At 44.3% G+C, this 24,779-nt stretch carries 28 protein-coding genes and 1 pseudogene; 6 read left to right on the plus strand and 23 right to left on the minus strand.

Going from position 1 to position 24,779, the window contains the following annotated elements; translation table 11 throughout:
* Positions 1 to 437 precede the first annotated feature (437 nt).
* From QOS03_RS07070 to QOS03_RS07100, 7 genes are all read right to left on the minus strand, one after another.
* On the minus strand, positions 438 to 686 hold the full coding sequence (locus QOS03_RS07070; RefSeq protein WP_169462137.1) for a DUF1797 family protein: 249 nt from the start codon (positions 684 to 686) through the stop codon (positions 438 to 440).
* Positions 687 to 802: 116 nt separating this feature from the next.
* A complete protein-coding gene (locus QOS03_RS07075; protein ID WP_169462136.1) occupies positions 803 to 1,822 on the minus strand; it encodes a lysylphosphatidylglycerol synthase transmembrane domain-containing protein in 1,020 nt (339 codons plus the stop codon).
* A 3-nt stretch (positions 1,823 to 1,825) separates the two neighbouring features.
* Positions 1,826 to 2,848, minus strand: a complete 1,023-nt coding sequence (locus QOS03_RS07080) for a glycosyltransferase family 4 protein (RefSeq protein ID WP_283575881.1) — start codon at positions 2,846 to 2,848, stop codon at positions 1,826 to 1,828.
* 2 nt (positions 2,849 to 2,850) lie between these two features.
* A complete protein-coding gene (locus QOS03_RS07085) occupies positions 2,851 to 4,059 on the minus strand; it encodes a glycosyltransferase family 4 protein (RefSeq protein WP_283575882.1) in 1,209 nt (402 codons plus the stop codon).
* 161 nt (positions 4,060 to 4,220) lie between these two features.
* Positions 4,221 to 5,954 (minus strand): phosphoenolpyruvate--protein phosphotransferase, encoded by a 1,734-nt coding sequence (gene ptsP, locus QOS03_RS07090; RefSeq protein WP_283575883.1) that lies wholly within the window; start codon positions 5,952 to 5,954, stop codon positions 4,221 to 4,223.
* Between the two features lies 1 nt (position 5,955).
* Entirely contained in the window at positions 5,956 to 6,222 is a 267-nt protein-coding gene (locus tag QOS03_RS07095; RefSeq protein ID WP_033935213.1) for a phosphocarrier protein HPr, read from the minus strand.
* Positions 6,223 to 6,352: 130 nt separating this feature from the next.
* Complete coding sequence (locus tag QOS03_RS07100; protein WP_272215156.1) at positions 6,353 to 6,541, minus strand: hypothetical protein; 189 nt, start codon at positions 6,539 to 6,541, stop codon at positions 6,353 to 6,355.
* A gap of 283 nt (positions 6,542 to 6,824) precedes the next feature.
* Between QOS03_RS07100 and QOS03_RS07105 the strand changes: the two genes are divergently transcribed.
* Positions 6,825 to 9,086: an ATP-dependent Clp protease ATP-binding subunit gene (locus tag QOS03_RS07105; RefSeq protein ID WP_283575884.1), complete on the plus strand. Its 2,262-nt coding sequence runs from the start codon at positions 6,825 to 6,827 to the stop codon at positions 9,084 to 9,086.
* A 378-nt stretch (positions 9,087 to 9,464) separates the two neighbouring features.
* Here the strand turns inward: QOS03_RS07105 and QOS03_RS07110 are convergent, their stop codons facing one another.
* A complete protein-coding gene (locus tag QOS03_RS07110; RefSeq protein WP_283575885.1) occupies positions 9,465 to 10,067 on the minus strand; it encodes an ECF transporter S component in 603 nt (200 codons plus the stop codon).
* Positions 10,068 to 10,230: 163 nt separating this feature from the next.
* Between QOS03_RS07110 and QOS03_RS07115 the strand changes: the two genes are divergently transcribed.
* Together QOS03_RS07115 and proC are read left to right on the plus strand one after the other, a co-directional pair.
* The gene (locus QOS03_RS07115; protein ID WP_006500178.1) at positions 10,231 to 10,941 is read left to right on the plus strand and encodes a MucBP domain-containing protein; all 711 of its coding nucleotides are present in this window, start codon (positions 10,231 to 10,233) and stop codon (positions 10,939 to 10,941) included.
* Positions 10,942 to 10,987: 46 nt separating this feature from the next.
* On the plus strand, positions 10,988 to 11,761 hold the full coding sequence (gene proC / locus QOS03_RS07120; RefSeq protein WP_283575886.1) for a pyrroline-5-carboxylate reductase: 774 nt from the start codon (positions 10,988 to 10,990) through the stop codon (positions 11,759 to 11,761).
* Positions 11,762 to 11,918: 157 nt separating this feature from the next.
* Here proC and QOS03_RS07125 read toward each other — a convergent pair whose 3' ends face one another.
* Entirely contained in the window at positions 11,919 to 12,353 is a 435-nt protein-coding gene (locus QOS03_RS07125; RefSeq protein ID WP_283575887.1) for a hypothetical protein, read from the minus strand.
* Between the two features lie 326 nt (positions 12,354 to 12,679).
* Between QOS03_RS07125 and QOS03_RS07130 the strand changes: the two genes are divergently transcribed.
* Genes QOS03_RS07130 through QOS03_RS07140 form a run of 3 tightly spaced genes read left to right on the plus strand, consistent with a single transcriptional unit; the run spans position 12,680 to position 14,947 of the window.
* Positions 12,680 to 13,126, plus strand: coding sequence for an Rrf2 family transcriptional regulator (locus tag QOS03_RS07130; protein ID WP_283575888.1), 447 nt, complete (start codon positions 12,680 to 12,682; stop codon positions 13,124 to 13,126).
* Positions 13,107 to 14,105: an NADP-dependent oxidoreductase gene (locus QOS03_RS07135; RefSeq protein ID WP_283575889.1), complete on the plus strand. Its 999-nt coding sequence runs from the start codon at positions 13,107 to 13,109 to the stop codon at positions 14,103 to 14,105. Before QOS03_RS07130 ends, QOS03_RS07135 begins: the two co-directional genes overlap by 20 nt.
* Positions 14,106 to 14,119: 14 nt before the next feature.
* Complete coding sequence (locus QOS03_RS07140) at positions 14,120 to 14,947, plus strand: alpha/beta fold hydrolase (protein WP_283575890.1); 828 nt, start codon at positions 14,120 to 14,122, stop codon at positions 14,945 to 14,947.
* Here QOS03_RS07140 and QOS03_RS07145 read toward each other — a convergent pair.
* From QOS03_RS07145 to QOS03_RS07210, 14 genes and pseudogenes are all read right to left on the minus strand, one after another.
* Positions 14,936 to 15,253, minus strand: coding sequence for a MarR family winged helix-turn-helix transcriptional regulator (locus tag QOS03_RS07145; protein ID WP_128513425.1), 318 nt, complete (start codon positions 15,251 to 15,253; stop codon positions 14,936 to 14,938). The two genes, QOS03_RS07140 and QOS03_RS07145, sit on opposite strands and share 12 nt — an antisense overlap.
* Before the next feature lie 217 nt (positions 15,254 to 15,470).
* Positions 15,471 to 16,484, minus strand: a complete 1,014-nt coding sequence (locus tag QOS03_RS07150) for an NAD(P)-dependent oxidoreductase (RefSeq protein ID WP_283575891.1) — start codon at positions 16,482 to 16,484, stop codon at positions 15,471 to 15,473.
* Between the two features lie 204 nt (positions 16,485 to 16,688).
* Positions 16,689 to 17,213 carry a helix-turn-helix domain-containing protein gene (locus QOS03_RS07155; RefSeq protein ID WP_283575892.1) on the minus strand — a complete coding sequence of 175 codons (525 nt, stop codon included), beginning with the start codon at positions 17,211 to 17,213 and terminating at the stop codon, positions 16,689 to 16,691.
* A 352-nt stretch (positions 17,214 to 17,565) separates the two neighbouring features.
* Positions 17,566 to 18,570: an aldo/keto reductase gene (locus QOS03_RS07160; protein ID WP_283575893.1), complete on the minus strand. Its 1,005-nt coding sequence runs from the start codon at positions 18,568 to 18,570 to the stop codon at positions 17,566 to 17,568.
* A 46-nt stretch (positions 18,571 to 18,616) separates the two neighbouring features.
* Positions 18,617 to 19,153, minus strand: coding sequence for an NAD(P)H-dependent oxidoreductase (locus QOS03_RS07165; RefSeq protein ID WP_283575894.1), 537 nt, complete (start codon positions 19,151 to 19,153; stop codon positions 18,617 to 18,619).
* A gap of 13 nt (positions 19,154 to 19,166) precedes the next feature.
* Positions 19,167 to 19,574: a MerR family transcriptional regulator gene (locus QOS03_RS07170; protein ID WP_283575895.1), complete on the minus strand. Its 408-nt coding sequence runs from the start codon at positions 19,572 to 19,574 to the stop codon at positions 19,167 to 19,169.
* Between the two features lie 115 nt (positions 19,575 to 19,689).
* A complete protein-coding gene (locus tag QOS03_RS07175) occupies positions 19,690 to 20,847 on the minus strand; it encodes an MFS transporter (protein ID WP_283575896.1) in 1,158 nt (385 codons plus the stop codon).
* A gap of 186 nt (positions 20,848 to 21,033) precedes the next feature.
* Entirely contained in the window at positions 21,034 to 21,360 is a 327-nt protein-coding gene (locus tag QOS03_RS07180) for a hypothetical protein (RefSeq protein ID WP_272207632.1), read from the minus strand.
* A gap of 10 nt (positions 21,361 to 21,370) precedes the next feature.
* Positions 21,371 to 21,742, minus strand: a complete 372-nt coding sequence (locus QOS03_RS07185; RefSeq protein WP_283575897.1) for an ATP-grasp domain-containing protein — start codon at positions 21,740 to 21,742, stop codon at positions 21,371 to 21,373.
* Complete coding sequence (locus QOS03_RS07190; protein ID WP_283575898.1) at positions 21,742 to 22,113, minus strand: ATP-grasp domain-containing protein; 372 nt, start codon at positions 22,111 to 22,113, stop codon at positions 21,742 to 21,744. The genes QOS03_RS07185 and QOS03_RS07190 overlap by 1 nt, the downstream gene beginning before the upstream one ends.
* Positions 22,114 to 22,490: 377 nt before the next feature.
* Positions 22,491 to 22,931, minus strand: coding sequence for a hypothetical protein (locus QOS03_RS07195; RefSeq protein ID WP_283575899.1), 441 nt, complete (start codon positions 22,929 to 22,931; stop codon positions 22,491 to 22,493).
* A gap of 470 nt (positions 22,932 to 23,401) precedes the next feature.
* Positions 23,402 to 23,908 carry a hypothetical protein gene (locus tag QOS03_RS07200; RefSeq protein ID WP_283575900.1) on the minus strand — a complete coding sequence of 169 codons (507 nt, stop codon included), beginning with the start codon at positions 23,906 to 23,908 and terminating at the stop codon, positions 23,402 to 23,404.
* Positions 23,909 to 24,031: 123 nt separating this feature from the next.
* Positions 24,032 to 24,382 carry a type II toxin-antitoxin system YafQ family toxin gene (locus QOS03_RS07205; RefSeq protein WP_283575901.1) on the minus strand — a complete coding sequence of 117 codons (351 nt, stop codon included), beginning with the start codon at positions 24,380 to 24,382 and terminating at the stop codon, positions 24,032 to 24,034.
* Positions 24,375 to 24,452: pseudogene (locus QOS03_RS07210) on the minus strand (type II toxin-antitoxin system Phd/YefM family antitoxin); the annotation flags it as partial. The gene QOS03_RS07205 and the pseudogene QOS03_RS07210, both read right to left, overlap by 8 nt.
* Positions 24,453 to 24,779 lie beyond the last annotated feature (327 nt).

The raw sequence follows: 24,779 nt of genomic DNA on the forward strand, positions 1-24,779 counted from the left end.
TCGTAATGATTGATGACCCTGCACATTTGTGTTCGTCGAAACTGTATTCAGTTTTCAAAGGTCTACCATGTAACCGATTTAGTTGATCAGTTACAACGTTTATTATTTTAACACTTGTAAATTATTTGTCAAGAACTTTTCAAATTCTTTTTTCAAACATTTCAAACAAGCGACTTAAATAATATATCATGAAGTCATTTAACTGTCAACAACATTTTTAATCATCAGCAGTTAATCGAAGCAAAGTTCGCTGTAATCAACGTCTGCCTCATCGACAACGTTAACTACTATACCGATATATTGCCTAATCGTCAACTATATTTTGAAAGTTTTTTCGTTAATTCAGAAACTGCGAACAAATCAAATTATCATGCCTTTAATCTTACAAGAAACTCGATGATTAGAAACTAAACTCATATTAAATATTCGAGTGAACGTTAAAAGGAGTTCTTAAAATCGTACAAACAACGATAAACCTCAATTGCCGTCAGATCCAGATTATCAAACGTCATATAAGCAGCCGGCTGAAACTGTTCGAGCTCAAATTCACCGGTACTTTGTCGATACGTCACGGTGCAAATCTGAATTCCATAAGCAGAAAAAGTACGTTGCTGAATATCACCATGGGTATCCTCTGCCATTGCATCCAAGCGACGTAAAATCCGCTGCAATTCTGAATGAATCATTATCAAACCTCATTACATAATTATTATTTTCTGGCACACCTATTACTTAAACCTCAGCCAAATAAAAGAACCCAATCCTTAACGATCAGGTTCTGACTAAGACTATTATATCGTTATCAATCGGGTTCGTGCACTCGATCCGGCTTGACCATCAAGGCAAACATCCCCGCAAACATCCCAAAGTAATAGGTCAAAATTCGCCAAAGCAGCATCGCCAGTACCAACTTGCTGCCGGAGCCAACAAAACTTGAGAACAACACCGAAAAACTATACTCGGCCCCACCTGTCCCACCAGGAATCGGAAACAGTGAGATCACCATGAAAATCAAGACATTCAAGCTGATAACCATAATGATGTTTAGTCCTTTGACTCCTAAAGACAGCATAATGAAATAAGGAATCAGGTAGTAAAACGCCAGCTGTAGCAAGGTAATTAAACTAACCTTGGCCATTTTACCGTACTCACTTTTGATCTTCAGACTTTCTTGATAGAAGGTATCGATTTTTTCGTTAAGCGTGACTTGCATTTTTTGGTAGCGACCTTGCTTCATAAACCAATGTGCGGGTCGAATCAAGATATTGGTCGCTTTTTTGGTAAAGCCGTACCAGTACATCACCAAAAGCAGACCAACGATCACACTCAGATGGATTAAAAAGCCAAAGACAACCAAAAGCGACAGAGCATGCAGCTTGGTCGCAATATAATGAAAGCCCACCAACAGACTGATAATGAAGTTGATGACAATCATTGATTGAAAAACCACAAACTTCATCAACAGAACTGAGCTGGCCTGGCCACCGTCTACACCTGACTGCATCATAGCCAGCAGCTGAGCCGGCTGTCCACCCGTTGAAAAAGGCGTCAAACCATTTCCCAATTGCTCAACCAACGGAATTCGAATTGCATCTTTCCAGGTGAAGCCATCATGCCGATCGTTCATAAAAATCTTGACCACAACAGCTTCTAAAAACAGATACAGACAAATACACAAAAAGGCAATAGCAAACCAGCCCCAGTTTAGATGTTCCAAATCACCAATGATTGAAGACAGCTTAACATCACGCAGCGAATAGGCAAAGATCCCCACGCCGCACGCCAGCATCAGGATAAAAACAATCCAATTTTTTCGCGACATCGCTTAGCCCTCCTTAGCCTGCTCCAGGTAGAATCGATGCCACACCTTGGCTAAATGGGCCTTGGAGTATTGCTGTGATGCGGTATGGGCCGCCATTTTCAGCTCAGCCAGCCGTGATGGCGTGTTGCGCAGCCAGTCAAGTTTTTGCTGCATCTCATCAACGTCTTTGGCGGGCTCATAATATCCTTGAATAATGGAATGATAAAGATCCAGATCCCGCAACATGACGGGCGTTCCGCAACTAAAAGCTTCTAAGACCGACATCGGAAACAGTTCATTATATGACGGCAATAAAAACAGGTCCGCAATGTTGTTGAGTTCGGCAATCTGCTGACGCGTCACGATACCAGGAAATTTTAGATTGACTGGTGGATTAGCCACAATTTTTTTAAGGGCCGCATAGCCATCCGTAATCCGTCCAAACGAAAAACCGCCTGCCCAGATAAATTGTACGTCCGGGTTTTGCTCGGCCAATTGAATAAAATCGAAAACACCCTTGCGCTCTTGAATCTGACCACTGCCAACGACGACGAACCGACGATGCGCGATCCCCCATTTGGTGCGCAGTCTTCTTCTTTCTACCGCGTCAACTGGATGGAAATTAGTATCATCAACAAAGTTTGGAATATACGTAATTTTGGCACGGGGAATGCCATAAGCCACGAGCTTGTCGATAAATGAGGGATTAACCACGACCAGATGATCCATCCGCTTATAAAAGGCAATCACGTAGCGATAAAAGATGCCACGAAACGGCTGGGGGATCTTCAAACTGCCCTCTAACGTCTCTGGTAAAAAATGCACGTAGCCAATCTTGCGGCCGCGTTTTTTGGAAAAAGTCGAAAACCAAAACGGTAGGTCGATCGTATGATAGTGACTGATATCACTAGTACGGTATTTATTGACCGCAATATCAAACTCATCTTTAAAGTTGGTCTCCAACAGATGCATCAGCTCTAGGTAGGCACTGCCCACTCCTTGACCAGCTACCTTGTCTGCTGAAGAATACATTGTAATTTTTAGCATACTCAACCTCGTTTACCAAACAAATGATGCTGATGCTTCTTTTCCTGCTGTTGTGCTTGCAGTCGCTGTTGACAGTCTTGATAAAAATCCATAACGCGCTGGCCAAAGACCTCCGATGAGATGTCATGCAGCTTTTGTTGGCGCTTGGCAATCGTCTCTTGCGTGTCAGGATGATCAAGATAGTACAAAACGCCCTTGACCAGATCGCCTCGTTTTTGAAAACTCATTCCAATTGCTGGATCGTCAATCAGTTCATCGGTATATTCACTGCGCATCACGACAATTGGCAGATCAGATGCCAGCGCCTCATCATAGGTCAGCCCCTGTGACTCGGAATCAGAAGCCGAGACAAAAACGTCAGCCATTTGGTAAAAATGATGAACCTCTTCATTTTTGATCTCGCCGGTGAATTGAACGTGATCCTTGAGATCCATCTTGGCCACCTGACGCTCTAAAGTCCCACGTGCTGGGCCATCACCAACAATCAATAGCTGGGCATCGGGGCGAGTCTGCAAAATATCGGGCAGCGCCTCAATCAAAGCTTGAATGTTTTTTTCATAGGCCAGCCGACTGAGGGACAGTAATACCGGTACGTCATCGCTGTAGCCCAGGTTTTGACGCAGGTCGTGTTTTTGAGCGGCCGTATCCGATTTGGCATAGACCCTTAGATTAACCCCAGTCGGAATAATTCTGATCGGTGCAGTCACATCATATGCTTGCAGCGTCTCCAGTACTCTTTCGCTAGGAGCAATCACCCCCGTCATGTTCTTAAGGTAAAGATGTGCCAACTTGGCAACGTCATGCGGCTTGATAATATGACCATTGGCAATGTAGTGCAGATAGTCTTGATACATTGTATGGTATGTGTGCAGACATGGAATATTCATTTCCTTGGCAACCATCTTTCCCATCATCCCCAAGGAAAATTCCGTCTGGTTATGAACGATATTCAGCTTTAGCTTGCGTGCCAGCTTTAAGGCCCGCACCCAGCCCCGAACGGCAATGCGTCGATCGGTAAATGAAACAAACGGAACGCTGGGAAAGCGATAGATGCCATTTTCCGGATCATCGTGCTTGGCGGCTGGATCGGTCGTAGTGAAGATGTAGACGTGATGACCCTGTTCTGTCAACTCATCACGCAAAGTCTTAATCGACGTCGCAACGCCACTGACTTGTGGAAAATAAGTATCTGTAAACAACCCAATATTCACAATGCGATCCCCTTTGATTTTCAATCGCCATTTACGGCGAACGGCTAATTATGATTCAGATTCAGTAATTTCCATTGTAACTGATTCTGCGTCATCAGATAACTGATTTTAACCCTACAAAAAAGTCGCTTCAAGACATTTGAAGCGACCTTGATCAAATTTTAGAAATTGAAGTTTTTCAATACGGGAACCCGACCCATGATCATTTTTTGTACTTCTTTGGCATTGCGGGCATTCATTGCCTGATGAACCAGTGGCTGTAATTGTCGAACGTGCAGCTCACTGATTAAAGAGCGAATCGGTAAGATACTGGAGCTGTTCATCGAAAACTCATCGATTCCCATCCCTAATAATAATGGCGTGGCAAGCGAACTGCTGGCCATCTCGCCACAAATACCGACCCATTTACCCTCTGCGTGTGCCGCGTCGACCGTATGCTTGATAGCCCGCAAAACGGCTGGATGCAGCGTTTGGTAAAGGTGTGCGACCTGACTGTTGCCGCGATCAGCCGCAAACATGTACTGGGTCAAGTCGTTGGAGCCAATGCTGAAAAAGTCGGCATACTGGGCCAATTGATCAGCCATTTCAACAGCTGATGGTACCTCAACCATCATTCCGACCTCAATCTGGCGGGCACAGCCAATACCGCGGGCTGCCAGTTTTTGGCGCTCTTCATCCAGAATCTTGCGAGCTGCCAAAAATTCATCCAGTGTGCTGACCATTGGAAACATAATTGCCAATCGACCATATACTGAGGCTCTGAGCAAGGCCCGCAACTGTGGACGCATTATCTCGGGATGAGCCAATGAAAAACGCAGCGAGCGCATGCCTAAAAACGGATTGTCTTCAACTGGCGTTTGAATCGAAGCGATCGGTTTATCGCCGCCAATATCCAGTGTTCGAATGATTACACGTTCTGGCGTCATCTCGGCAATAATCTTTTTATAGATCTGGAACTGCTCTTCTTCGCTTGGCAAGGTATCGCGCCCCATAAACAAAGACTCGCTGCGCATCAGGCCAACCCCTTCTGCCCCGCTGTTTTTGGCGTCTTCTGCCTCATCGGACCAAAATACGTTGGCACCAATCTCAAAATGACGTCCATCGGCACTGATGGTTCGTTGATGCTTTAAAACGCCAAGCGATTCCATTTCACGAGCATAGTCGCCAGCTTTTTTTTCGTATTCATCAATCTCAGCCGGCGTTGGGCTAAGCAGCACGCGACCATGAACCCCGTCAACGATCAAAGAGGTGCCATCCAAAATTTCGCGCGTAGCCGTTTTGGTCCCGACCACGCTGGGCAGTGATTTTTCCTTGGTCATGATGGAAAAATGCGAGGTACTGCCGCCCAGATCCGTCACCAGGCCAACCACATAGCGTCGATCAAAGCGAGCAATGTCGGTTGGTGTCAAGCTGTGAGCAACGATAATCGCCTGGTGCTTGAGCCGGCTTGGATCGGGCAGTTCGATTCCCAAAATATGACTCATCAATCGCTTAAAAAGGTCTTGCATAGCGATTCCTCTTTGATGCAGGCCTTGTTGATCAGCAACATTTTCTGCAAGCCAACGATCGGTTTCTTTTTTAACGGCATAGCCCGCCGTATATTGATTGGTAACAATCTGATGCTCAATGGTCTGCTGAAAATCTTCAGCAAGCACCAGCTGCAGCTGCATATCGACAACAACGGCCGATTGTTTATCAAGTTGAGCGTGGGCACGCTGACAGATCTCACGCAGCTCATTTGCCGTAATAGCAAAAGAATCATGAAGCCGAGCGACTTCATGATTCACATTATCGGTATGCTGCTGCTTAACGGATAGGTCAGGAACTCCCAGCAAATAGGCCGGTGCGATGGCAATGCCACCACCAGCCGCGATGCCATTGAGTTGTCTTGACATGTTAGTCCGCCAAGCCTTCTTTCTTCATCGTTTCAGCGATGGCTTCAATAGCTTCCTTTTCGTCATCGCCTTCTGCAGTGATCGTAACGTTGGCGTTTTGACCAACACCCAGGCTCATAACACCCATGATGGACTTCAGGTTAACGCTCTTGCCGTTATATGACAGGGAAACGTCAGAAGTGTACTTGGATGCAGTTTGTACCAGGATCGTAGCTGGACGAGCGTGGATACCAGTTTCAGCAGTAATCGTAAAATCGCGTTTTTCCATTGTAATCATTCTCCTTAAGGCTTTGTTGGGCATTGGCAATTGGCAACCAACGCTTTCAATATCTTAATTGTAGCAATTGTAAGCGGTAAATACAAGACGATTTATTGGCAAATGACGCCAAAATACGGATTTAATCGCGTTTTATCAAATGATAGTGCAATTCTCCGCCCCGTTCGGCTTTCCCCTCAATCTGGGTCCGATACTCATAATCATGATAAATCGGTTGGAAGTCCATAAATTCCTCGGGTGTCACGACAAATTCCTCAATCTTACCGGCACGCAAATCTTCGAGCAGCTGACGGTAGTCTTTGGCAGCCATGCATTCCCCACCTCTTTTCCTGATTGATGTTTATACATTATATATTATAACGAATTTTTTTAAATGGCGGGGTTTTTAGTATTCTCATCCAACCAGTGCTAAAATCAAAGGTAGAAAGTTTGTCCTTCATTTTGACCTTTACCAACAAAACGCATCATATCAAGCATTAATTAATTTGACTTTTATCGACTAAACTGCTTGATATATTACTAAAAGTAAGTATAATTGCATTATGGTCAAAAAAGGTCAAATATAGTTTTGACTTTTGAGGGGGTACAGCTAAATGCTTTGTCAAGTATGTCAAAAAAATCCCGCAACGATTCACCTACAAATGAATTTTAACGGTCAACGCATGCAGATTGACCTATGCCAAAGCTGCTATCAAAACATGCAGCAGGCACAAATGAACCTGATGAATGGGGGTAATGGAATGAATAACAACTTTGGTTTTGGCAGTCTCGAAGACTTTATGAATGCTATGAACAACATGCAAGGCCAAGATGCCAACAATCAAGGCAGTGCCAATTTCAACAATGCTCAGTCCGGCAATAATGGCGGCGGCAAGCGTAATAAAGGTCTACTGGGACAATACGGCGTCAACATGACTGACCTGGCCCGCCAAGGCAAGATCGATCCCGTAATTGGACGTGATGATGAAATTGCACGAGTCATTGAGATCCTTAACCGACGGACTAAGAACAACCCCGTTTTAATTGGTGAGGCTGGGGTTGGTAAAACCGCAGTCGTTGAAGGCCTGGCTCAAGCAATCGTCTCTGGTCAGGTTCCGGAAAAGATCGCTTCTAAAGAGATTATTCGCTTAGATGTGGTCTCACTGGTTCAAGGCACTGGGATCCGTGGTCAATTCGAACAGCGGATGCAGCAGTTAATGAAAGAAGTTCAAAAGAACAAGAATATCATCCTGTTTATTGATGAGGTTCATGAAATTATGGGAGCCGGCAATGCTGAAGGCGGCATGGATGCAGGCAACATCTTAAAGCCAGCCCTGGCGCGTGGTGATCTGCAACTGATCGGGGCCACGACCATGAACGAGTACCGTAAGATTGAAAAAGATGCAGCTCTGGCACGGCGGTTCCAACCAGTTGAGGTCAACGAGCCATCCGTTGAGGAAACTATCAAGATCTTAAATGGGATCAAAGGTCGTTACGAAGACTTCCATCACGTTAAGTACACCGATAATGCCATCAAGGCTGCCGCTAAGCTGTCTGATCGCTACATTCAGGATCGTTTCCTCCCCGACAAAGCGATCGACTTGCTTGATGAGGCGGGATCTCGCAAGAATCTGACCTTAAAGACAGCTGATCCAGCCACGATCGAAAATCAGATCCACACGGCTGAAGCTCACAAGCAGCAAGCCGTTGAAAGCCAAGACTATGAAAAGGCCGCCTACTACCGTGACCAAGTCTCCAAACTGACCAAAGCTAAGCAGGATGCCGAAGAAAACCACACGGATCAGGCAGCCACGGTTACGGTTCAAGATATGGAAAAGATCGTTGAAGAAAAGACGCACATTCCAGTTGGCGATCTGCAAAAACAGGAAGAAAACAAGCTGCGTGATCTCGACAAGCAGCTTGAAAAGCACGTTATCGGTCAAAATGAGGCTGTTGACAAGGTTGCTCGTGCAATTCGGCGTAATCGAATTGGCCTGAACAAGTCCGGTCGTCCAATCGGCAGTTTCTTATTCGTTGGTCCAACGGGGGTTGGTAAGACGGAAATGGCTAAACAGCTGGCTAAGCTGCTGTTTGGTTCCAAAGACGCCATGATTCGATTTGACATGTCCGAATACATGGATAAGACCTCAACTTCTAAGCTGATCGGGGCTGCACCTGGCTACGTTGGCTATGAAGAGGCTGGCCAATTAACGGAGCAGGTTCGGCGTCATCCTTACAGCTTGATTTTATTGGACGAGGTTGAAAAGGCACACCCTGACGTAATGCACATGTTCCTGCAGATCTTAGACGATGGCCGCCTGACCGACTCACAAGGACGTACGGTTTCATTCAAGGATACGATCATCATCATGACCTCCAATGCCGGAACCGGTGACTCTGAAGCTTCAATTGGCTTTGGTCCGGAAGCCAGCGGATCGACGCACTCGATCATCGACAAGCTGACTGACTACTTCAAGCCGGAATTCTTGAACCGTTTCGATGCAATCGTTCAGTTCAACCCACTGACCAAGCCAGATTTGATGAAGATCGTTTCACTGATGCTTGATGACGTCAATGCCATGCTGGCTGACAAGAATCTGCACATCGAGGTTCCAACCGACGTTAAGGAAAAACTGGTTGATCTGGGCTATGATCCTAAGATGGGGGCTCGTCCACTGCGCCGGGTTATTGAAGAACAGATCGAAGACCGCATTGCTGACTACGTATTGGATCACGATCAAATCAACAAGCTGGCTGCCAAACTCGATGGTGATGGCAATATTGAAGTCGTGGCTGCTGATACGCCAGTACCAACTGCAACTCAAACGCCCAGCGTAACGGATTTATCAGAAAATGACGATCAAGACGCTGAATAATAACTAAATGATATGGTTATCGGTCTGCCATCTGCACCGGTAGCACAAAACAATGTCGGCTTGAATTCTGACTGATATTGATAAATTAAACAATGCTGATCTGAAGTTTCAAGCTGACAGAAAGCACACGGTCCCGTATCACAATAATGTGATGCGGGGCCTTTTTGTCATTGATCAAATCTTAATGGCATAAATTGTAGACGATAAATAATTGCATACTGTAAATAAATGTAGACCATAAATAGTCAACCATTTACAGATGCAAAATATAGATAACACTATTGCCAAAAGCAACGATTACCTTCAATCAGCGACCACCAAATCTCAGGCCTCGCTCCAAACAAAAAAAGCCCTACCATAATGGCAAGGCCTTATCAGTTATTTACGATCATTAAAATGTGTATATCGTAGCAGTGGAATGGCAATTGCCGGCACTAAAATCATCGACAGCACCATCTCAGCCAAACCATTTGTAGCCAAGACCGTACCTAGGACCGTCCCCAAGTGAGCAACATCGGTATGATAACCCTTGGCAACCGCTGGCGTATGGGCAAACAAATAAATACCGCCTAAAACCAGGATTGTATTAGTCATGGCACCAATTGCCCCTACAATAATCAATGCCCACCGATCCTTCATCAGCTTACGCAGCCATATGAACAGCCAGCCGGCAACCAGACCAACCAGCAGCCGTGGAACGATTGCAATGATGGGATTGGTAAAAATCAGCGGCGCTAACGGACTGCTTGGATAAAAGAAAGCTCTAAGCCAAGTAATCACACCCCAGGTACCACCCAAAAGCATCCCCGTGTTGGGTCCCATCACAACCGCGCCGATCATAACCGTAATCTGCAGCGTTGTCAGCGATAATGGGCCGATCGGAATGTTTCCCAACGCTGGAATAAAATCCTGCAGAATCAAAATCGTCAACAGCAATGTCTGAGCCGTTAGACGTTTGGTTCTCACTGAAGCACTTGCCATTGAAATCCCCTTTCTTACCTTGTGCCAAAAATATCCAGTCAATTATACCATGATTTGAATTTTAGACGCCGATTGGTAATTTTGCTCGATAATTCAAGGCCTTTTAGCATGCGAAAGCGTTATAATGTGATTAACAAGCGTTTAGAGTTATGGAGCGATTTTTATGGCTGATTCATTTAAAACCGGAAACCCAATCTGGGTCTACTATACCGATATCGATACTGGTGCTAATTTAAGAGTGCCGCAACTTTTGCGGGGCTTTGTTGGTACGCCTTTTAACATTGTCGAATTGAAGTTTCCCAACTACCGATTCATCAAAGCTGATGGTCAATTGAACGGCAGCTTTGATATGCAGCCACACAGCGTTCACCTGTACTATCGCCGCAATTCATGGGGCGAGGTTCAAAACGTGGCTATGTATCTAAAACTGTCGACACCAACACAGCTGTTTGACGACGTCGATGGCATGCCAGTCGATACGCCGCTGCCTGGCGGAATTTTCGTCAAGACGTTTCAGCGCATTGCCACTCAAAAAGGCGAGTTCTGGTACGAGGTCAATGCCGATCGCTGGCTGAAATACGACAGCAATACCATGAAAGACTTCAAAGAGCTGCCCAGTGACGATTCCCTGGCGCCAAAACCTGGCACTCAGCTGGCAATTTTGCCGCTGAATCATCTCAAGGCCGTTGTTGACTACGTACAGGGAAAGAAACTGGACGTCTACGATCAGCCTTATGGACAAAGCATCGGCAAGGTCATTGATGGCGAACGCTTAGACATCATCGGCAAACTTAATGACAATAATGGTGTCGTTTGGTATCAGGCCAAGGATCTGGGCTTTATCAACGGCTCCTACGTTAATTTGATTCAATAGTCATATAATTAAAATGATATCGATAGAATAGAAAGGAAGCATTAGTATGAAAGTTGCTATCGTCGGCATCGGCAGCATGGGCGGCGCCATTATGCAAGGTTTGAACAATTTGACCAAGTACGATCTGATTGCCATGAATCCACAAAATCCCCGCGTTGAAAAATTGGCGCACGAGTATAAATTTAAGCTGGTTTTTGATCCAAAGAGTCTGATTGATCTGCAGCCTGACGTTGTAATCCTAACAACACCGGCCCCTGTTACGGTTGCCGTAGCTGAACAGCTGCAAGCCTTGGATCCGCATACAATCGTCATTTCTGCAGCAGCCGGTATTAAGCGTGCTGACCTGCAAGCAGCACTGGTTAACAATCCAGTAGCCACGATGATTCCAAATACACCAGTTTCCGTAAATGCCGGTACGATTGGTTTGTCGCTGGATCCTAAGTTTGATAAGCCCGTTAAGGATACCATCGTTCAATTGCTTAATGATCTGGGCGACGTGGTATTGGTTTCTGAAGAACAACTGGATATCGTAGGCGTAATTGGTGGCTGCGGTCCCGCCTTTGTCGACGTCTTTATGGATGCCATGAGTGATGCCGCCGTCAAGCATGGCTTGAATCGGCAAACTGCCTACCGCTTGATCGCCAGCATGGTAAAGGGCTCTGGTGCCTTGGCCTATGAAACGCGCCAGTCCCCAGCCGCTTTGCGCGACCAGGTAGCCTCACCTGCCGGCACGACGATTCGTGGACTGGCTGCCTTGGAAAAGCACGGTTTCCGCTATGGCGTGATTGATGCCGTCGACCAGGCCAGCGATGAAGATTAACTGGCAAGTTTTTCAGACCGGTGCCATCCTAATTAACTAGTCGCCTTTCCTGGTATTCGCCCCCCGCTCAGCTTAACGCTGGTCGGGGGTTTTTGATTGGGCATCATGACTCAGACGCTTGATTTGGTACATTTCAATCACTCGGCTGATGAATAAGCTAATATAACTTGCCATTGGCATACAGCTGCTGGGCAAACTCGCCATCAAAATCAATCTTGCCTAGTACCATTTCAATATATTCCATTAAAAAGCGCATATTTTGCTCATTAAAATCAATTACGACACGGCTGGCCGAGTGAGCTTCCAGGTAGTAAATAAATTCACCATACTTATCGCCTTCCTCACTTTCCAGAAAAACGCCATATTGACCATTGACCGAATCACCATACTGCCAGTGATAGTTGGTTTGGGCAAGACATTTTTTCAATGCGCATGCCAAGTAGATCATTTCTTCTTTAGGCACTTCCCGATTTTTTTGGTTGATATTAATGCCTGCACCTTTGATTTTGAGTTGGACTAATTCGGTTGCATCGCAGTCTTTCATATTTATATCAAATACAATACTACCAGCATTTAATTTAAGCCATGGCATAATTGATCAACTCTTTTTTAACTTCTTAAGCTTATCTTAACATTGACGGCTGACCATAAAGACCGGCTGCCAAAAAACTTTGAAAAGATTGCTGATCTAAGTCATTAACATTACCTAGAGCATTTACTGGCTATCTTGGAAAGGCTCCTTAAACACCTTATTACATTGAATTGGCAAAGCAGACAACCGCATTTTTCTATTTCGTCAGCCAAAAACGTTCCATTTTGGTAAAGACGCTGCTCAGCAACAGCATAATTGTTGACTGTCGAAAAACTTTTTAGCAATCTTGTATTTGTATTAAATACAAGTACAAAAAGGAGGAAACCATGGATACCAAATTTTCCGTTGCCTTACATATTCTGGTGATGATTGCCGAATCTGACCGTACGCTTTCTTCCAAGGATCTGGCCGTCAGTGTCGGCACCAACGCCAGCTATATTCGCAAGATCATCAGTCTCTTAAAAAATGCCAACTTGATTGAAACTCATCAAGGCAAACCAGGCTATTTTCTCGTCAAGCCCGCAAACCGGCTTTCACTGCTTGACGTCTATCTAGCCGTTCAAGAAGCCTCACAGGTTCACCTTTTCAATATTCATCAAAATCCTAACGCTGCCTGCCCGGTTGGCCGGTATATTCAAGGCGCGTTAAGTCCAGCTTTTCAAAATATTGAGGCCGACTTGGCTAATGAATTATCCCAACAGTCGCTCAGCAACATTATCGACAATCTTAAACAACAAGCAAGCGAGGAAAAAAATGAAAGCAGCCATTCTTAATCAATACAACAAAAAAGACGTCAACTTGTCATTTAGCAATCTGCCAACGCCCGACATCACCGCTGATCAAGTGTTGGTAAAGTCTTTAGCTGCCGGGGTCAATCCCGTTGACAACATGATTACCAAAGGCGAAGTCAAACTGATCATCCCTTACCATCTGCCAATCGTGGCTGGTAATAAGCTTGTTGGTGAGATCATCGATTTGGGCGCCAACGTTAAAGGATTCCAAAAAGGCGACCGCATCTTTGCCCGGCTGCCGCTTAATCACCCTGGCGCCTTTGCCGAATTTGCGGCCATTGACAGTCAAGCCATTGCCAAGGTCCCAGCCTATCTTTCCAATGAGGAGGCTGCGGCCATTCCGCTAACGGCCCTAACCGCCATGCAGGCTTTTGAGCTTTTGAACGTGCAGCCTGGCAAGCGAATTTTTATTTCAGGGGGAACTGGTGGTTTTGGCGGAATGGCCATTCCATTGGCGAAAGCGATGGGACTGTATGTCATCACCAATGGCAGCGGTCGCAATGCTGAACGGGTCTTAAAGCTGTGCGCGGATGAGTTTATCGATTATCGACAGACTGATTATGTCAAAGTGTTAAAAGACGTTGATTATGTTATTGATACGCTGGGCGGTCAGGAAACGGCAAAACAATTCCAGATCCTTAAGCAAGGAGGCAGCCTGGTTTCATTAAAAGGCATGCCAAATGGCGACTTCGCCAAGCGGATGCAGCTTCCATTCTTTAAAAAGATCTTGTTTAGTCTGGCCGGCAGTCGATTGGATAAAATGGCCGCCAAGCGTCAGCAGAAATATTTCTTCATCTTTGTCCACGCGGATAGCAAACAATTGCAACAGGCTGCCGATATTTTTGAAAAGCAGTCGCTGCATCCAGTCGTTGAGCAGATCTATCCATTCAGCGAACTCAACACGGCCCTGCAAAAAGTCGCCCAAGGCCATGCCAAGGGTAAGACCGTCATTACTTTTTAAGAGCGAGCAAAAAGATGACTTCATACTTAACTACCCATAACCAATATCTCAATCAGATTGCCTATCGCGAATTAGGAACGGAAAATGCTGGTCTGCCGCTGGTAATGCTGACTCATCTTTCGGCAACGCTTGATGAATGGGATCCGCTTTTTATCGATCAGCTAGCGGCTAAAAATCATCTGGTGGTCATTGATCTGCCTGGTGTCGGCGCCAGCAGCGGACAGGTCCCATTAACCATTGAGGCAATGGCTGATCAAGCAGTTAAATTCACCGAGCTGCGCGGCTTTAAAAAAATCAATTTACTGGGACTGTCAATGGGCGGGATGATTGCGCAAGCTGTAGCTGAACAAGCGCCTCAGCTGGTAGAACGTTTGATTTTGGTAGGTACAGGACCACGTGGCGGCAAGGGAATTGATCGTGTCTCGTTGGTAACCTTTACTGCCATGCTTAAAGCATTCTTCAAGCGTACTGACCCCAAACGCTACATTTTTTATCCCCATGACCAGCGTGGCGCTAAAGAAGCTGAACGAGTCCTCAGCCGTTTGAGGCAAAGAACGCCTGATTTTGCTGATCAAAAAATTACCATTGCTTCTTTTCGGCGTCAGCTGCGCGCCATCAAAAAGTGGGGAACCGCTCCAGCAGATAACTTGAGTCGCATCACCATGCCTACCCTAATTATTAATGGTGACAATGATACGATGGTCCCCACCAGCAACAGCTACCAAATGCACGAACTGATCGAGAACAGTGAACTTTTGATTTTCCCGAATGCCGGCCATGGCTCAATTTTTCAGTATGCCATCCCTGCCGCCGAAAAGATTTCTAGTTTTTTAAAGGGTTAATTTTTTTAAAACTTCAAGCGCATTGGCAATATGTTCCGCTGGCAGATCAGCTAGAATGGCCGCGTAATGCTCATTCTCTTTTTCATGCATTTGCTTATGCATATCAGCAACGATGCTGCCGGTTGACGTCAGCCTTAGGTAAACGGTCTTTTTATCATTTTCTTTATGATAGCGTTCCAAAAGTCCCAATTCAGCTAAACGTTTGACATAGCGTGAAATCATTCCCTGTAAGATGTCCAGGTCCTTAGTAAGCCGTTGATAGGCCGCTTCAGAACCAGCTGCTTTGACATAAGACAAGAGACGCATTTCTGAATGGGAAAATCGGTGTTTTGCCAGCTGCTGCACCTGTTTTTGACGTACGATAATTCCAAGGCTTCATTAACTGCTTAATTGGCACCTTTCTTTTCATCGATAAAAAACCGTTCCTTTTACCAAGACCTTACCAAAAAACGCCGCACTGACGCAAAGTCAGTGTGGCGTTTTAGATTGATAACTGTAATTTTAGCGGGTAGCTGCCGGCTATCTATTTTGACTCATGGATCTGGGGATGATTAACCACTCGCTTAGGTTTTCGACCTTGCGCAATCAGCCGCAGATCCTCATCAATCATGGCATAGCCGCGATAAAAGCTGGCCGCGGTAATCCCGCCAATATGCGGACTGAGTAACAACCGCCGCGTGATTCCAGATGATTGGTTCAACAACGGATGATTTTTTAAAACTGGCTCATGATCCAGCGTGTCAAGGCCAGCCATCGCCAAATGTTCTGATTTAAGTGCTTCAATCAACGCTGCATCATCAACCAGTTCGCCACGGGCCGTATTGACCAGGTAGCTGTCTGGCTGCATTTTGGCAAAAAAGTCATGATCCGCCATATGCATAGTAGCATCGGTAACTGGCAGATGCAGACTGACAATCCGACTGCTTGCCAATAAGTCATCCAATTCACGGTACTGCACGCCAAACTGTTGCTCTTGTTCTGGATCAAGTCGGTGACGCTTGTAGTAATAGATTTCTTTGACGCCATAAGCTTTTAACAAATGAGCCGTTTTTTGAGCAATGTCACCAAAACCAACCAGTCCCACGCTGCAGTCAGCCAGCTCATACAGATTGCCGTTTTGCATGTAGCCTTCTTTAGTTTCAATCTGATGTCCATTGCGTACGGCCGCATCGTTGACAACCATATTGCGCAGCATTCCCACCATCAGCAAAACCGCCTGCTCGGCAACCGCCATGGCATTCATTCCCTTAGCGTTGCAAACATAAACACCGTATTCATCAGCAGCCTTTAGATCGATTGCGTTATAGGCCACGCCTTCTGAATGAATTACTTTTAGATTAGGCATCTGCTTGATCAACTCGCCAGGGACGCTGGAAATAGCATCAACGACGATAAAATCAGCATCGCCTGCTTGGTCTAAATACTCTTTGACTGGCAGTCCTGGTTTTAGATCGGTTAGTTCCAGCGAGCGCAAAAAGCCGTCAGCAGCCGCAAATCGCTGCAAGTTGCCCTGCTTGCCAATATGCAGTACTTTCATTGGATCACCCCATTCGTTTTTTTCACTATACTACCAATACATGATTTTTATAATCTTAATCTACGTATAAGTACTGATTTTGAAGATCGACTATATTATCTGCCGTATCAAATTCGATAACCAATTCCTGCTTTATTTAGGTACTTTTTATCGCTATGCAGCATTAACCCCAAAAAGCCAGCTAAACGGCTGACGGCTAAAACTCTAATCATCATTTTCTTTTTTATGAATTTCGTTTTTATCTAAGCGATTGGCAGTCATTGGATATTTGACATCCAGCTTGGGACTGACTTTTTTGAGCACGATATATTTTTGAAGAGGCCCCATAATCATCCAGCCACCAACCCAGAGTACGCCCATAACCGATCGTGCAACGCCGCCTGGCACCAAGCCAAATAATGCACCCCAGAGCAGCATCAAAATAATGTAGCAGGTGCCATAAAGCTGTTTGAAGTTCTTATATTCATTATGCCGCATGCCTAATTGGTACTGCAGTTTCTGGTCAGCCGATGCAATTTTTTCTTCATAATCACTGCTTTTTTCCACATCATACAAGTCCTTGATGCCAACGCCTAATGCGCCAGCAACCAGATTCAACGTTTCAACACTGGCTTCCTCACCGGCTTCTAAGCGCTGAATCGTTCTTACCGAAACCTGAGCTTTTTCAGCCAACATTTCCTGGGAAAGGTTTTGAGACTGACGTAGCTTTTTGATTTGGTTTTCACGCATTTTGATCTCCCCTTTAATTTTTCTCAATCATACCAAATCCGATAATCTTTGACCACGACAGTTCCCCGTCAGCTTTCCACCAGTCAGCAAATGCCAGAACAGCGGGGATTTAAAACGATCTCCAAATCGATTACGACAGTCAACCCAAATCCTAAGATGGTCGATCAGCTACCCGTCAAACTACCGTCGGGTCCAGACCACGATCACTTCGAGCGTTTGCTGGTGGATTTATTTGGCCTTACAGATTGGGTAAAAAGCACCTATCTTGCCCCAATTATTTAAAAAGAGGTGCCCACTTAGACCCCCTCTTTTTAACTCTCTTCAATTGATTAAAACTGGTTGCGTTACCCTATTACTTTTTCTCATCCAGCAAAACCACGCCTTCTGCTGGGTTATGGTCAATGGCGCCAACGATTTTATGTGGCGTGTATGGTTCTTCAAGATAGGCAATGTCTGCTGGCGTTAGTTTAACGTCTAATGCTTTGACCGCATCATCTAAATGACTGGCCTTGGTACCACCAACGATTGGCGAAGCTACTCCCTTTGCCCAGTGCCAAGCCAGAGCAATCTGAGCCATCTTGACGCCATAGCGTTTAGCCAGTTCTTCTACGCGCTGAATAATCAAAAGATCTTGATGCTCATAATCATCATACTTGCCAGCCAGCACGCGATCAGTCTTGCTGCGCAGTGAATCAGTATGCCAACCTGGATGGGTCAAATGACCACCTGCCAAAGGACTATATGGCATCAGTGAAACACCCATTTGCTTACAGATCGGAATCAGTTCGCGCTCGTCTTCACGATAAAGCAGGTTATAGTGATTCTCCATGGATTGGAACTGAGCCCAGCCATGATCTCTGGCGGCCAGCTGCATGTTGTAGAACTGGTAGCCATACATTGCCGAGGCCCCGATTGCCCGAACTTTATCGGCTTTTATCAGGCCATTTAAAGCTTCCATGGTTTCTTCAATTGGCGTTTCATAATCAAAGCGGTGAATGATGTACAAATCCAGATAGTCAGTCCCCAGTCGCTTCAAGGTGCCATCGATCTCTCGATGAATAGCTGCAGCAGAAAGTCGTCCTGAGTTGAAATAGACTTTCGAGGCAATTACGACTTGATCGCGCGCAATATTCTTCTTAATGGCTTGGCCAAGGTACTGCTCACTGGTCCCCTTTGAATAGCCATTGGCCGTATCAAAGAAATTGATTCCTAAATCTAAAGCATGCTTAACGACTTTTTCTGATTCGGTAGCATCCAGCGTCCAGTCATGCATGGTTCCTGGTTTACCAAAGCTCATGCAGCCAACACAAATCTTTGAGACATCAAGATTGGTATTACCCAGCTTCGTATATTCCATTTTTTAACCAGCTTTCTTTAATCCACCCGTGGCATTCAATCAGCGCTTATTCAAAGTCGCCAAGTACCGAAATCGTTTCATCATTTAAATATTTGCGATAGCTTGGCCCCACGTTCTTAAGTTCGGCATTGCTGATTGAAGATGCCCCCATTACGACAAATGGCTTCATGTACTTCATCCCGATCAAACGGCTGGTTGCCTGCAGTGGCCGTAATAATTCATCAACCGTATATTTGACAAAACCATCACGGCCATAATTATCAGCGCCAACCGTTACCGCAATCAGCAACTGCTTGTCTTGCAAGGTATTTCCTTGACTCCCATAAGCCCATCCATAGGTAAAGACTTGATCTTCCCAGTGCTTTAACAGAGCCGGCGTTGAATACCACTGCAGCGGAAACTGCAAAACAATGCGATCGGCATTAGCCATCACCTGCTGTTCTTTTTTGATGTCGATATTAAAGTCTGGATAAAGTTCGGCCAGATTGCGGACCTCGATCTCATCTTTAACGGCATCCACCATTGCCCTGTTAACCTGTGAATATTGATAGTTTGGATGGAAAAGATTAATGACTGTTTTCATAACAGTACCTCCGTTAGTCGTCTAACATTCGATACTTATCAAAATAAGATTTTCCTTTTTTGATCTCACCAGTTTCATATAACGAGATCTTATGCTCAAGTCGCTGAATCGAGCGGTCCAGATTATGCCGCTTTTCTTCCAAGACTGCCAACTGGTTCTTTAATAGATTCTCACGAGCCTGCAGTGTCGAATCGCCTTGCTTAAGCAGTTCGGCATACTCAACCAAAACATCAACCGGTACTCCGGAATGACGCAGACACACGACCATCTCAATCCATTGTTGCAGCTGATCATCATAATAGCGATTACCATTTGAATGCCTAGGAACATCTGGAAGCAGGCCAATCTGTTCATAATAGCGGAGCGTGGCTGGTTTAAGATGATACTTTTGGCTGGTTTGCGTAATCGTCAGTTCTGTCATGGCTGGACCTCGTTTCAAATTTTATGCTACTACTTCAAGTTAACTTTAAGTCAATTATATTCCTATAGCTGCCAAAAAAAGAGACGCCACTGCTGACACCTCTTGATAATCAATTTTACAGTCTTGCTTCTTGGCGATACGACAGCTCTAACAATGCAAAGCTTAATCCAGCAAATACTAGTAGATACAGCGGCATGATCCAGATACCGAGTTTTTGTTGCAAAATTCCAAAAACAGTCGGCATAAACGTTGATCCAGTATAGGCAAAAGCCATCTGCAAGCCAATTACGGCCGCACTGTAGCGCTTATCGAAATTAATTGGTGCCATGTGCTGAATTGACGGATAGATTGGTCCCATCCCAATACCAATGATCAAAAAGCCGATTGCCGCCACTAAATAGCCTTTGATCGGCAGCGCCGTCAGCAAAATCCCAATCAGCTCCACCATCGTTCCACTTCGAATCATACGCCGATCACCCAATCGATTTGCAATAAAACCGGCAATCAGTCGTCCAAGCATCAAGCCGCCAAAGATCAGCGAACCAAACGAGGCCACGAGCTCGCTGCTTATTCCAGTTCTGGTACCTGCAAAATAGCTTGGCACCCATAAAAAACACGTTGCCTCACTGGCACTGTACGCAAAAAATGCCAGCAGCGTTGCCATTACGCCTGGCTGTTTGATTGTTTCTTTGATCCCGACACTGTCAATTTTAGATTCATCTGCTTTAGAATCATTTTGCTGCCAAAGCGACCAAGAACTGATTACAACCAGCAAAATCCCGATCTGTAAAAAGGCCGTCCAACGATAGCCCTCATTCCAGTGCGCAACCTTAATCGCCAATGCCATTAGATATGGACTGATCATTGCCCCAACACCATAAAAGCAGTGCAAAAAATTCATCACCGCGCCTGAATAGTTGTTGGCAACGTAATGATTCATAGCCGCATCAATGGCTCCTGCACCCAGTCCATATGGAATTGCGCAGACCAAAAGCATCCAGTACTGCGTGCAAAACGAAAAGCCAAGCAGGCCAAAAATCGTCAGCATAATTGAAACCGTCACGATCCATTTAACGTGCAGCCTTTGGATCAGTTTGGGACTCAACAGAGCTGAGATGATCGTCATGGCACTGATCATCATAAATACATAACCAGCGTAAGAAGATGGCACGCCAAACTCAACTTGCATCTTTGGCCAACCCGACCCCAACAATGAGTCCGGCAGTCCCAGACTGACAAAAATCAAGTAGATAACCGCTAATAGTAAAGACATAGACTTACCTCATCGATATTTTTTACTATTTTATCATCTCAACTTGCTGATCACTTGTCATCATTGTCTTTTTCCATGTACAAAATTGGGTAAGGATTACCTTGATCATCAACTGCGGCCCGCTCCACAACTTTAAAATCATAATTTTCTCCTTATGGTAAATCACTAATCAATTCTTCAATAGAACTAGCCAGATTCCCACCAATAATAGGGATGAGTGTAATCTAGATTGATACAGCGATCGTACCTACCATCCAAAATTGTATATCGCCATCTTTTATCTCTAATGCCATCAATTTTAGGGTCTCTCAGGACTTGGTATCTTGGCTGCAGTTTATAGCCCAATGGAACAGCGCGCAGATGCTTGGGACGAGGATCATCGGTTCTCCATGAGAAATCAACAACTGCTACGCCCCAGTCTTCAAAATCTTTTTCCGGTGCCGGCGAGGTAGGGGCCCAGTAAAATTTATATTTGGTGCCAATTTTTTTGATCAGATAATACTGCCCATTCATTTTCATACCCTCAGTCTAAATCAAAGGTACACTCATCTTTGGTTCCTGCCATCTCTGCCCAACGTGCCGCCAGCAGTTTGGCATAGCGAATGTCGTAAAGTCCATAAGCCGCCAAAGAATATCCTTCATTGACCTCGACTAATAGTGTCCGACCGGCTTTGGTAACACCAAAATCAAGTGAGCAGCCAGCTGGACAATTATGGTAGTCATGCAGGCATTGTTCAACTATATTTGGATCATAATGATAGTGCCAGTCACCATAATAGTATTGGCGCACGCCTTCGATTCTGCCATAGCGTACATAGGCTCGCCATTCTGCTGTAAAATCAACCACCTCGTTGCAGATTACATCAGGATTTTCATAGTTGGATCCCAGTCCCATCAGATCTCTTGGCGAGCGGATGACTTTGCCGGTAATTTGCTGCCCGTTACCGATTTGACAAAGACTGGCCACATTTCGGGATGGCTGTTGATGGTATCCATCTTGGAATGCCAGATTCTGCGACCGAGATATTGGCGAATTTCTTGTGGATAGTTAATTTCTTGATAATCAATCCCAAGACCACTTAGACGATGTCGAACCGTTCCCAGTCCACCAACTACCACGTCTTCACGCTTCATTTTGTCTAAGACATCGCTTAGATTTTTAAACAAGACTACCTCAAAGCCCATTTTTTCAAAACCGGTCATAGCAGCGTAGCCATTAATACTATAGGGCATCCCGTTTTGATTGGTCTGTACGAATACCTTCATTGCCGTTTCCCTTCTTTACTGATTTATCTACTCTTAATTATAAAACCGGCAACCATCTTTAAAGCGCATATCGGGGATGCAGAACTATAATATTTAAGGCAAGCAGCGGACAACTGCATTGTGCGATCGACCGCTGTTATTTACTATTTAAAACATTGGCTAAATTAATTACTGAAGCATCTTTAATGCATTAGCATGCATAGACCGGACAGTTGCAGCCTGCAAAAGCATTTTCTTTACCAGCTCAAGGTTTTCTTGCCAATACTGAGCTGGAATAAACGAATGTGCCTAGCTGTTTGCTTCCAGCCAGATTGCTGTAACTTGATCGATATCAGCAGGTTGGAGTAATTTATTCATTGAATTACCTCATTAAACTTCTAATCGCCTTGCAAAAAGCCGTTCTCATACATTGTTTGAATCTCTTTAGCTTTCTTATTCAGTTTACCGATATAAAGTTTTAGATACGCAACCAGATGCTTTAGCTGGTCAATATCCAAATAGAGCGTTAAATGATCTTGGAGTTTAAAACTACGATAAAGTCGTAAGATCATTCCATCATATTCATCATCAAAAGAAAATTCCACCGTTGGATCATCCATCAATTCATAGGTATTTTTCTGGCTTGGATTCTGCAAGAATTTTTCCATGATCGACAATAAAATCTGCGGTTCATTAAAATACCAGAGTGGGCTCAATTTAAAAAACAAAGATTCTTCTTCGTAAACTTCAATCGCTGAATCTATCCATTCGTTATCTATTCTTGGCCCAAGTTTAAGGTAAACGACATAGTCAGCCGATGCTAATTTTAGATATGGCATTATCAAGCTCATCCCCGATTAAATTCTGTCATCGCTGGTTTAATTATTCCTGTAAGAAAATATTGCCAAGCTAGAATTGGTGGGCCAAGTCTAGCTTGAATGATACTAATTGCCGATTCATTAACAATATAGGATATTCATTTAACCCGATTCCCAAGCTGCATATCTACGGAATTCACTCATTTTAAGTAGACATCCATAGACATGTCCAGTTCCAAGTACCATGTGACGGTAACTGCTATCTCTAACACCATCTATCTCAGGATCCCTTAAAACCTGATATCTGGGCTTCAGCTAATATCCTAAAGGTGCGGCTCGCAGATGTTTGGGACGCGGGTCTTCGATTACCCAGGAAAAATCAATAACTGCTACGCCCCAATCTTCAAAATTCTTCTTGGGCCATGGAGAGCGTGGGGCCCAGTAAAATTTATACTTGGTGCCAATCTTTTTGATTAGATAATACTGTCCATTCATTTTCTTGAATTGATCCAAAGAGACATTTCTTCAAAGGAAAAATCAATCGACATGTCATCGATGCCTTGCTTATCAAGTAGCTGATACTCATCCAAGGACTTGTAGGTTACTTGGAACAATAATTGGCCACGATAACGATCATCAATATCAAAATAAGAAGGAAAGCCCAAATCACTTGGTTTTTCATGCTCGTCCAGTTGGCCATTGTCTACATAATTGGCAACACCCAAGATCTTGTCATTAATTTCCCACAACGTTCCTGAATAAAATTCATCAGTGCACCAGTCGTTTTTATGATGCTGATATAATTTTATGTTTGACTCAAGTGCCAACTCACTGTAACTAAAATGCTCTTGTAATTCTGGAATCAGTATAATTGATTGATCGACGGAATAAGTGTAACGCTTATTTACAATATCGGTCACATCAACTGCTTTAAAAGGTAAGACGATTTTATCAGCATTCATCCAAAAGTCACCAATTGCTGTTGATAGTAATTTCATCGGTTTATTCATCTACCTTGTCGATTAAGCCATATAGATCAATTTTCAGTAGTATTCATCGTAAATGTTTCAGCGTATCTGTTCCTCGACGAATTGGCTGAATTTCATTTTAATTATTAATTGTTACTGCTTATGATATTTTGTTGAACTATTCTGGTTAGGGAAAAGTCGATCATGCGACCCAACCCGAACCCCTAATACAACTAGCTCATTACGTTCAATATACCAAATTACTAATACATCATTAATATCACTGGGTTGCTCATTTTTAGGCGTATCATGAACATGAAATTCCCGATATTCTGATAAACGTCGCTTAAGTGGATGATCATTATATTCTGCTGGTAATTTCCCTGTTTCTAAAATTTCATCAATGGCTTCCCTGACTTCATCAATAATTGACGGATCTAGTCGACCAAGTCTTTTTAGGTCTGCATTAAAGGGTGCTCGAGGTCTAAAGCTTAACTTCGTCATCATCATTTACTTGATCTAAGTATTTCTTAATATGAGCTCTGAAATCGCTTTGTGTTAATGCTAAAGTCATAGTGATCAACCTCCTTGTACTAAATATTGTCTTGTAATCAAATTTTATAGTATCTAGAAATATGATTTTATAAAAATCACCATCCCAAACGCTTCAGGTAGTTCACGTTTAAGGATGTTGAAGTGATTAGGATTGAGATATAAGTTGACTATTACGGCACTCAGCTATTTTGGCTAGGTGCTATTTTTTATCAAAGTTATCTTTGCTGTAGACCATGAAACCGCAGGCCGAACACTCAAATATATACTCATACGCGATTTGCTAGTTCGTAACATTTAACAAAAAAAGCCTAACAAGGTTAGACTCAAAGTAGACTAAAAAAGGAGT

The organism is Limosilactobacillus pulli (genome assembly GCF_947381555.1).
Lineage (GTDB): Bacteria > Bacillota > Bacilli > Lactobacillales > Lactobacillaceae > Limosilactobacillus > Limosilactobacillus pulli.

Excerpts from the sequence above, each read along its gene's own strand:
- QOS03_RS07075 (WP_169462136.1), bottom strand. The coding sequence starts at position 1,822 with ATGTCGCGAAAAAATTGGATTGTTTTTATCCTGATGCTGGCGTGCGGC.
- QOS03_RS07095 (WP_033935213.1), bottom strand. The coding sequence starts at position 6,222 with ATGGAAAAACGCGATTTTACGATTACTGCTGAAACTGGTATCCACGCT.
- QOS03_RS07200 (WP_283575900.1), bottom strand. The coding sequence starts at position 23,908 with ATGAAATTACTATCAACAGCAATTGGTGACTTTTGGATGAATGCTGAT.
- QOS03_RS07145 (WP_128513425.1), bottom strand. The coding sequence starts at position 15,253 with ATGCGTCTCTTGTCTTATGTCAAAGCAGCTGGTTCTGAAGCGGCCTAT.
- QOS03_RS07175 (WP_283575896.1), bottom strand. The coding sequence starts at position 20,847 with ATGTCTTTACTATTAGCGGTTATCTACTTGATTTTTGTCAGTCTGGGA.
- QOS03_RS07115 (WP_006500178.1), top strand. The coding sequence starts at position 10,231 with ATGGCTGATTCATTTAAAACCGGAAACCCAATCTGGGTCTACTATACC.
- QOS03_RS07205 (WP_283575901.1), bottom strand. The coding sequence starts at position 24,382 with ATGACGAAGTTAAGCTTTAGACCTCGAGCACCCTTTAATGCAGACCTA.
- QOS03_RS07100 (WP_272215156.1), bottom strand. The coding sequence starts at position 6,541 with ATGGCTGCCAAAGACTACCGTCAGCTGCTCGAAGATTTGCGTGCCGGT.
- QOS03_RS07190 (WP_283575898.1), bottom strand. The coding sequence starts at position 22,113 with ATGAAGGTATTCGTACAGACCAATCAAAACGGGATGCCCTATAGTATT.
- QOS03_RS07110 (WP_283575885.1), bottom strand. The coding sequence starts at position 10,067 with ATGGCAAGTGCTTCAGTGAGAACCAAACGTCTAACGGCTCAGACATTG.
- QOS03_RS07150 (WP_283575891.1), bottom strand. The coding sequence starts at position 16,484 with ATGAAAGTACTGCATATTGGCAAGCAGGGCAACTTGCAGCGATTTGCG.
- proC (WP_283575886.1), top strand. The coding sequence starts at position 10,988 with ATGAAAGTTGCTATCGTCGGCATCGGCAGCATGGGCGGCGCCATTATG.
- QOS03_RS07105 (WP_283575884.1), top strand. The coding sequence starts at position 6,825 with ATGCTTTGTCAAGTATGTCAAAAAAATCCCGCAACGATTCACCTACAA.
- QOS03_RS07070 (WP_169462137.1), bottom strand. The coding sequence starts at position 686 with ATGATTCATTCAGAATTGCAGCGGATTTTACGTCGCTTGGATGCAATG.
- QOS03_RS07180 (WP_272207632.1), bottom strand. The coding sequence starts at position 21,360 with ATGAATGGGCAGTATTATCTGATCAAAAAAATTGGCACCAAATATAAA.
- QOS03_RS07135 (WP_283575889.1), top strand. The coding sequence starts at position 13,107 with ATGAAAGCAGCCATTCTTAATCAATACAACAAAAAAGACGTCAACTTG.
- QOS03_RS07130 (WP_283575888.1), top strand. The coding sequence starts at position 12,680 with ATGGATACCAAATTTTCCGTTGCCTTACATATTCTGGTGATGATTGCC.
- QOS03_RS07195 (WP_283575899.1), bottom strand. The coding sequence starts at position 22,931 with ATGCCATATCTAAAATTAGCATCGGCTGACTATGTCGTTTACCTTAAA.
- QOS03_RS07140 (WP_283575890.1), top strand. The coding sequence starts at position 14,120 with ATGACTTCATACTTAACTACCCATAACCAATATCTCAATCAGATTGCC.
- QOS03_RS07080 (WP_283575881.1), bottom strand. The coding sequence starts at position 2,848 with ATGCTAAAAATTACAATGTATTCTTCAGCAGACAAGGTAGCTGGTCAA.
- QOS03_RS07165 (WP_283575894.1), bottom strand. The coding sequence starts at position 19,153 with ATGAAAACAGTCATTAATCTTTTCCATCCAAACTATCAATATTCACAG.
- ptsP (WP_283575883.1), bottom strand. The coding sequence starts at position 5,954 with ATGTCAAGACAACTCAATGGCATCGCGGCTGGTGGTGGCATTGCCATC.
- QOS03_RS07185 (WP_283575897.1), bottom strand. The coding sequence starts at position 21,742 with ATGGGACTGGGATCCAACTATGAAAATCCTGATGTAATCTGCAACGAG.
- QOS03_RS07170 (WP_283575895.1), bottom strand. The coding sequence starts at position 19,574 with ATGACAGAACTGACGATTACGCAAACCAGCCAAAAGTATCATCTTAAA.
- QOS03_RS07160 (WP_283575893.1), bottom strand. The coding sequence starts at position 18,570 with ATGGAATATACGAAGCTGGGTAATACCAATCTTGATGTCTCAAAGATT.
- QOS03_RS07125 (WP_283575887.1), bottom strand. The coding sequence starts at position 12,353 with ATGCCATGGCTTAAATTAAATGCTGGTAGTATTGTATTTGATATAAAT.
- QOS03_RS07155 (WP_283575892.1), bottom strand. The coding sequence starts at position 17,213 with ATGCGTGAAAACCAAATCAAAAAGCTACGTCAGTCTCAAAACCTTTCC.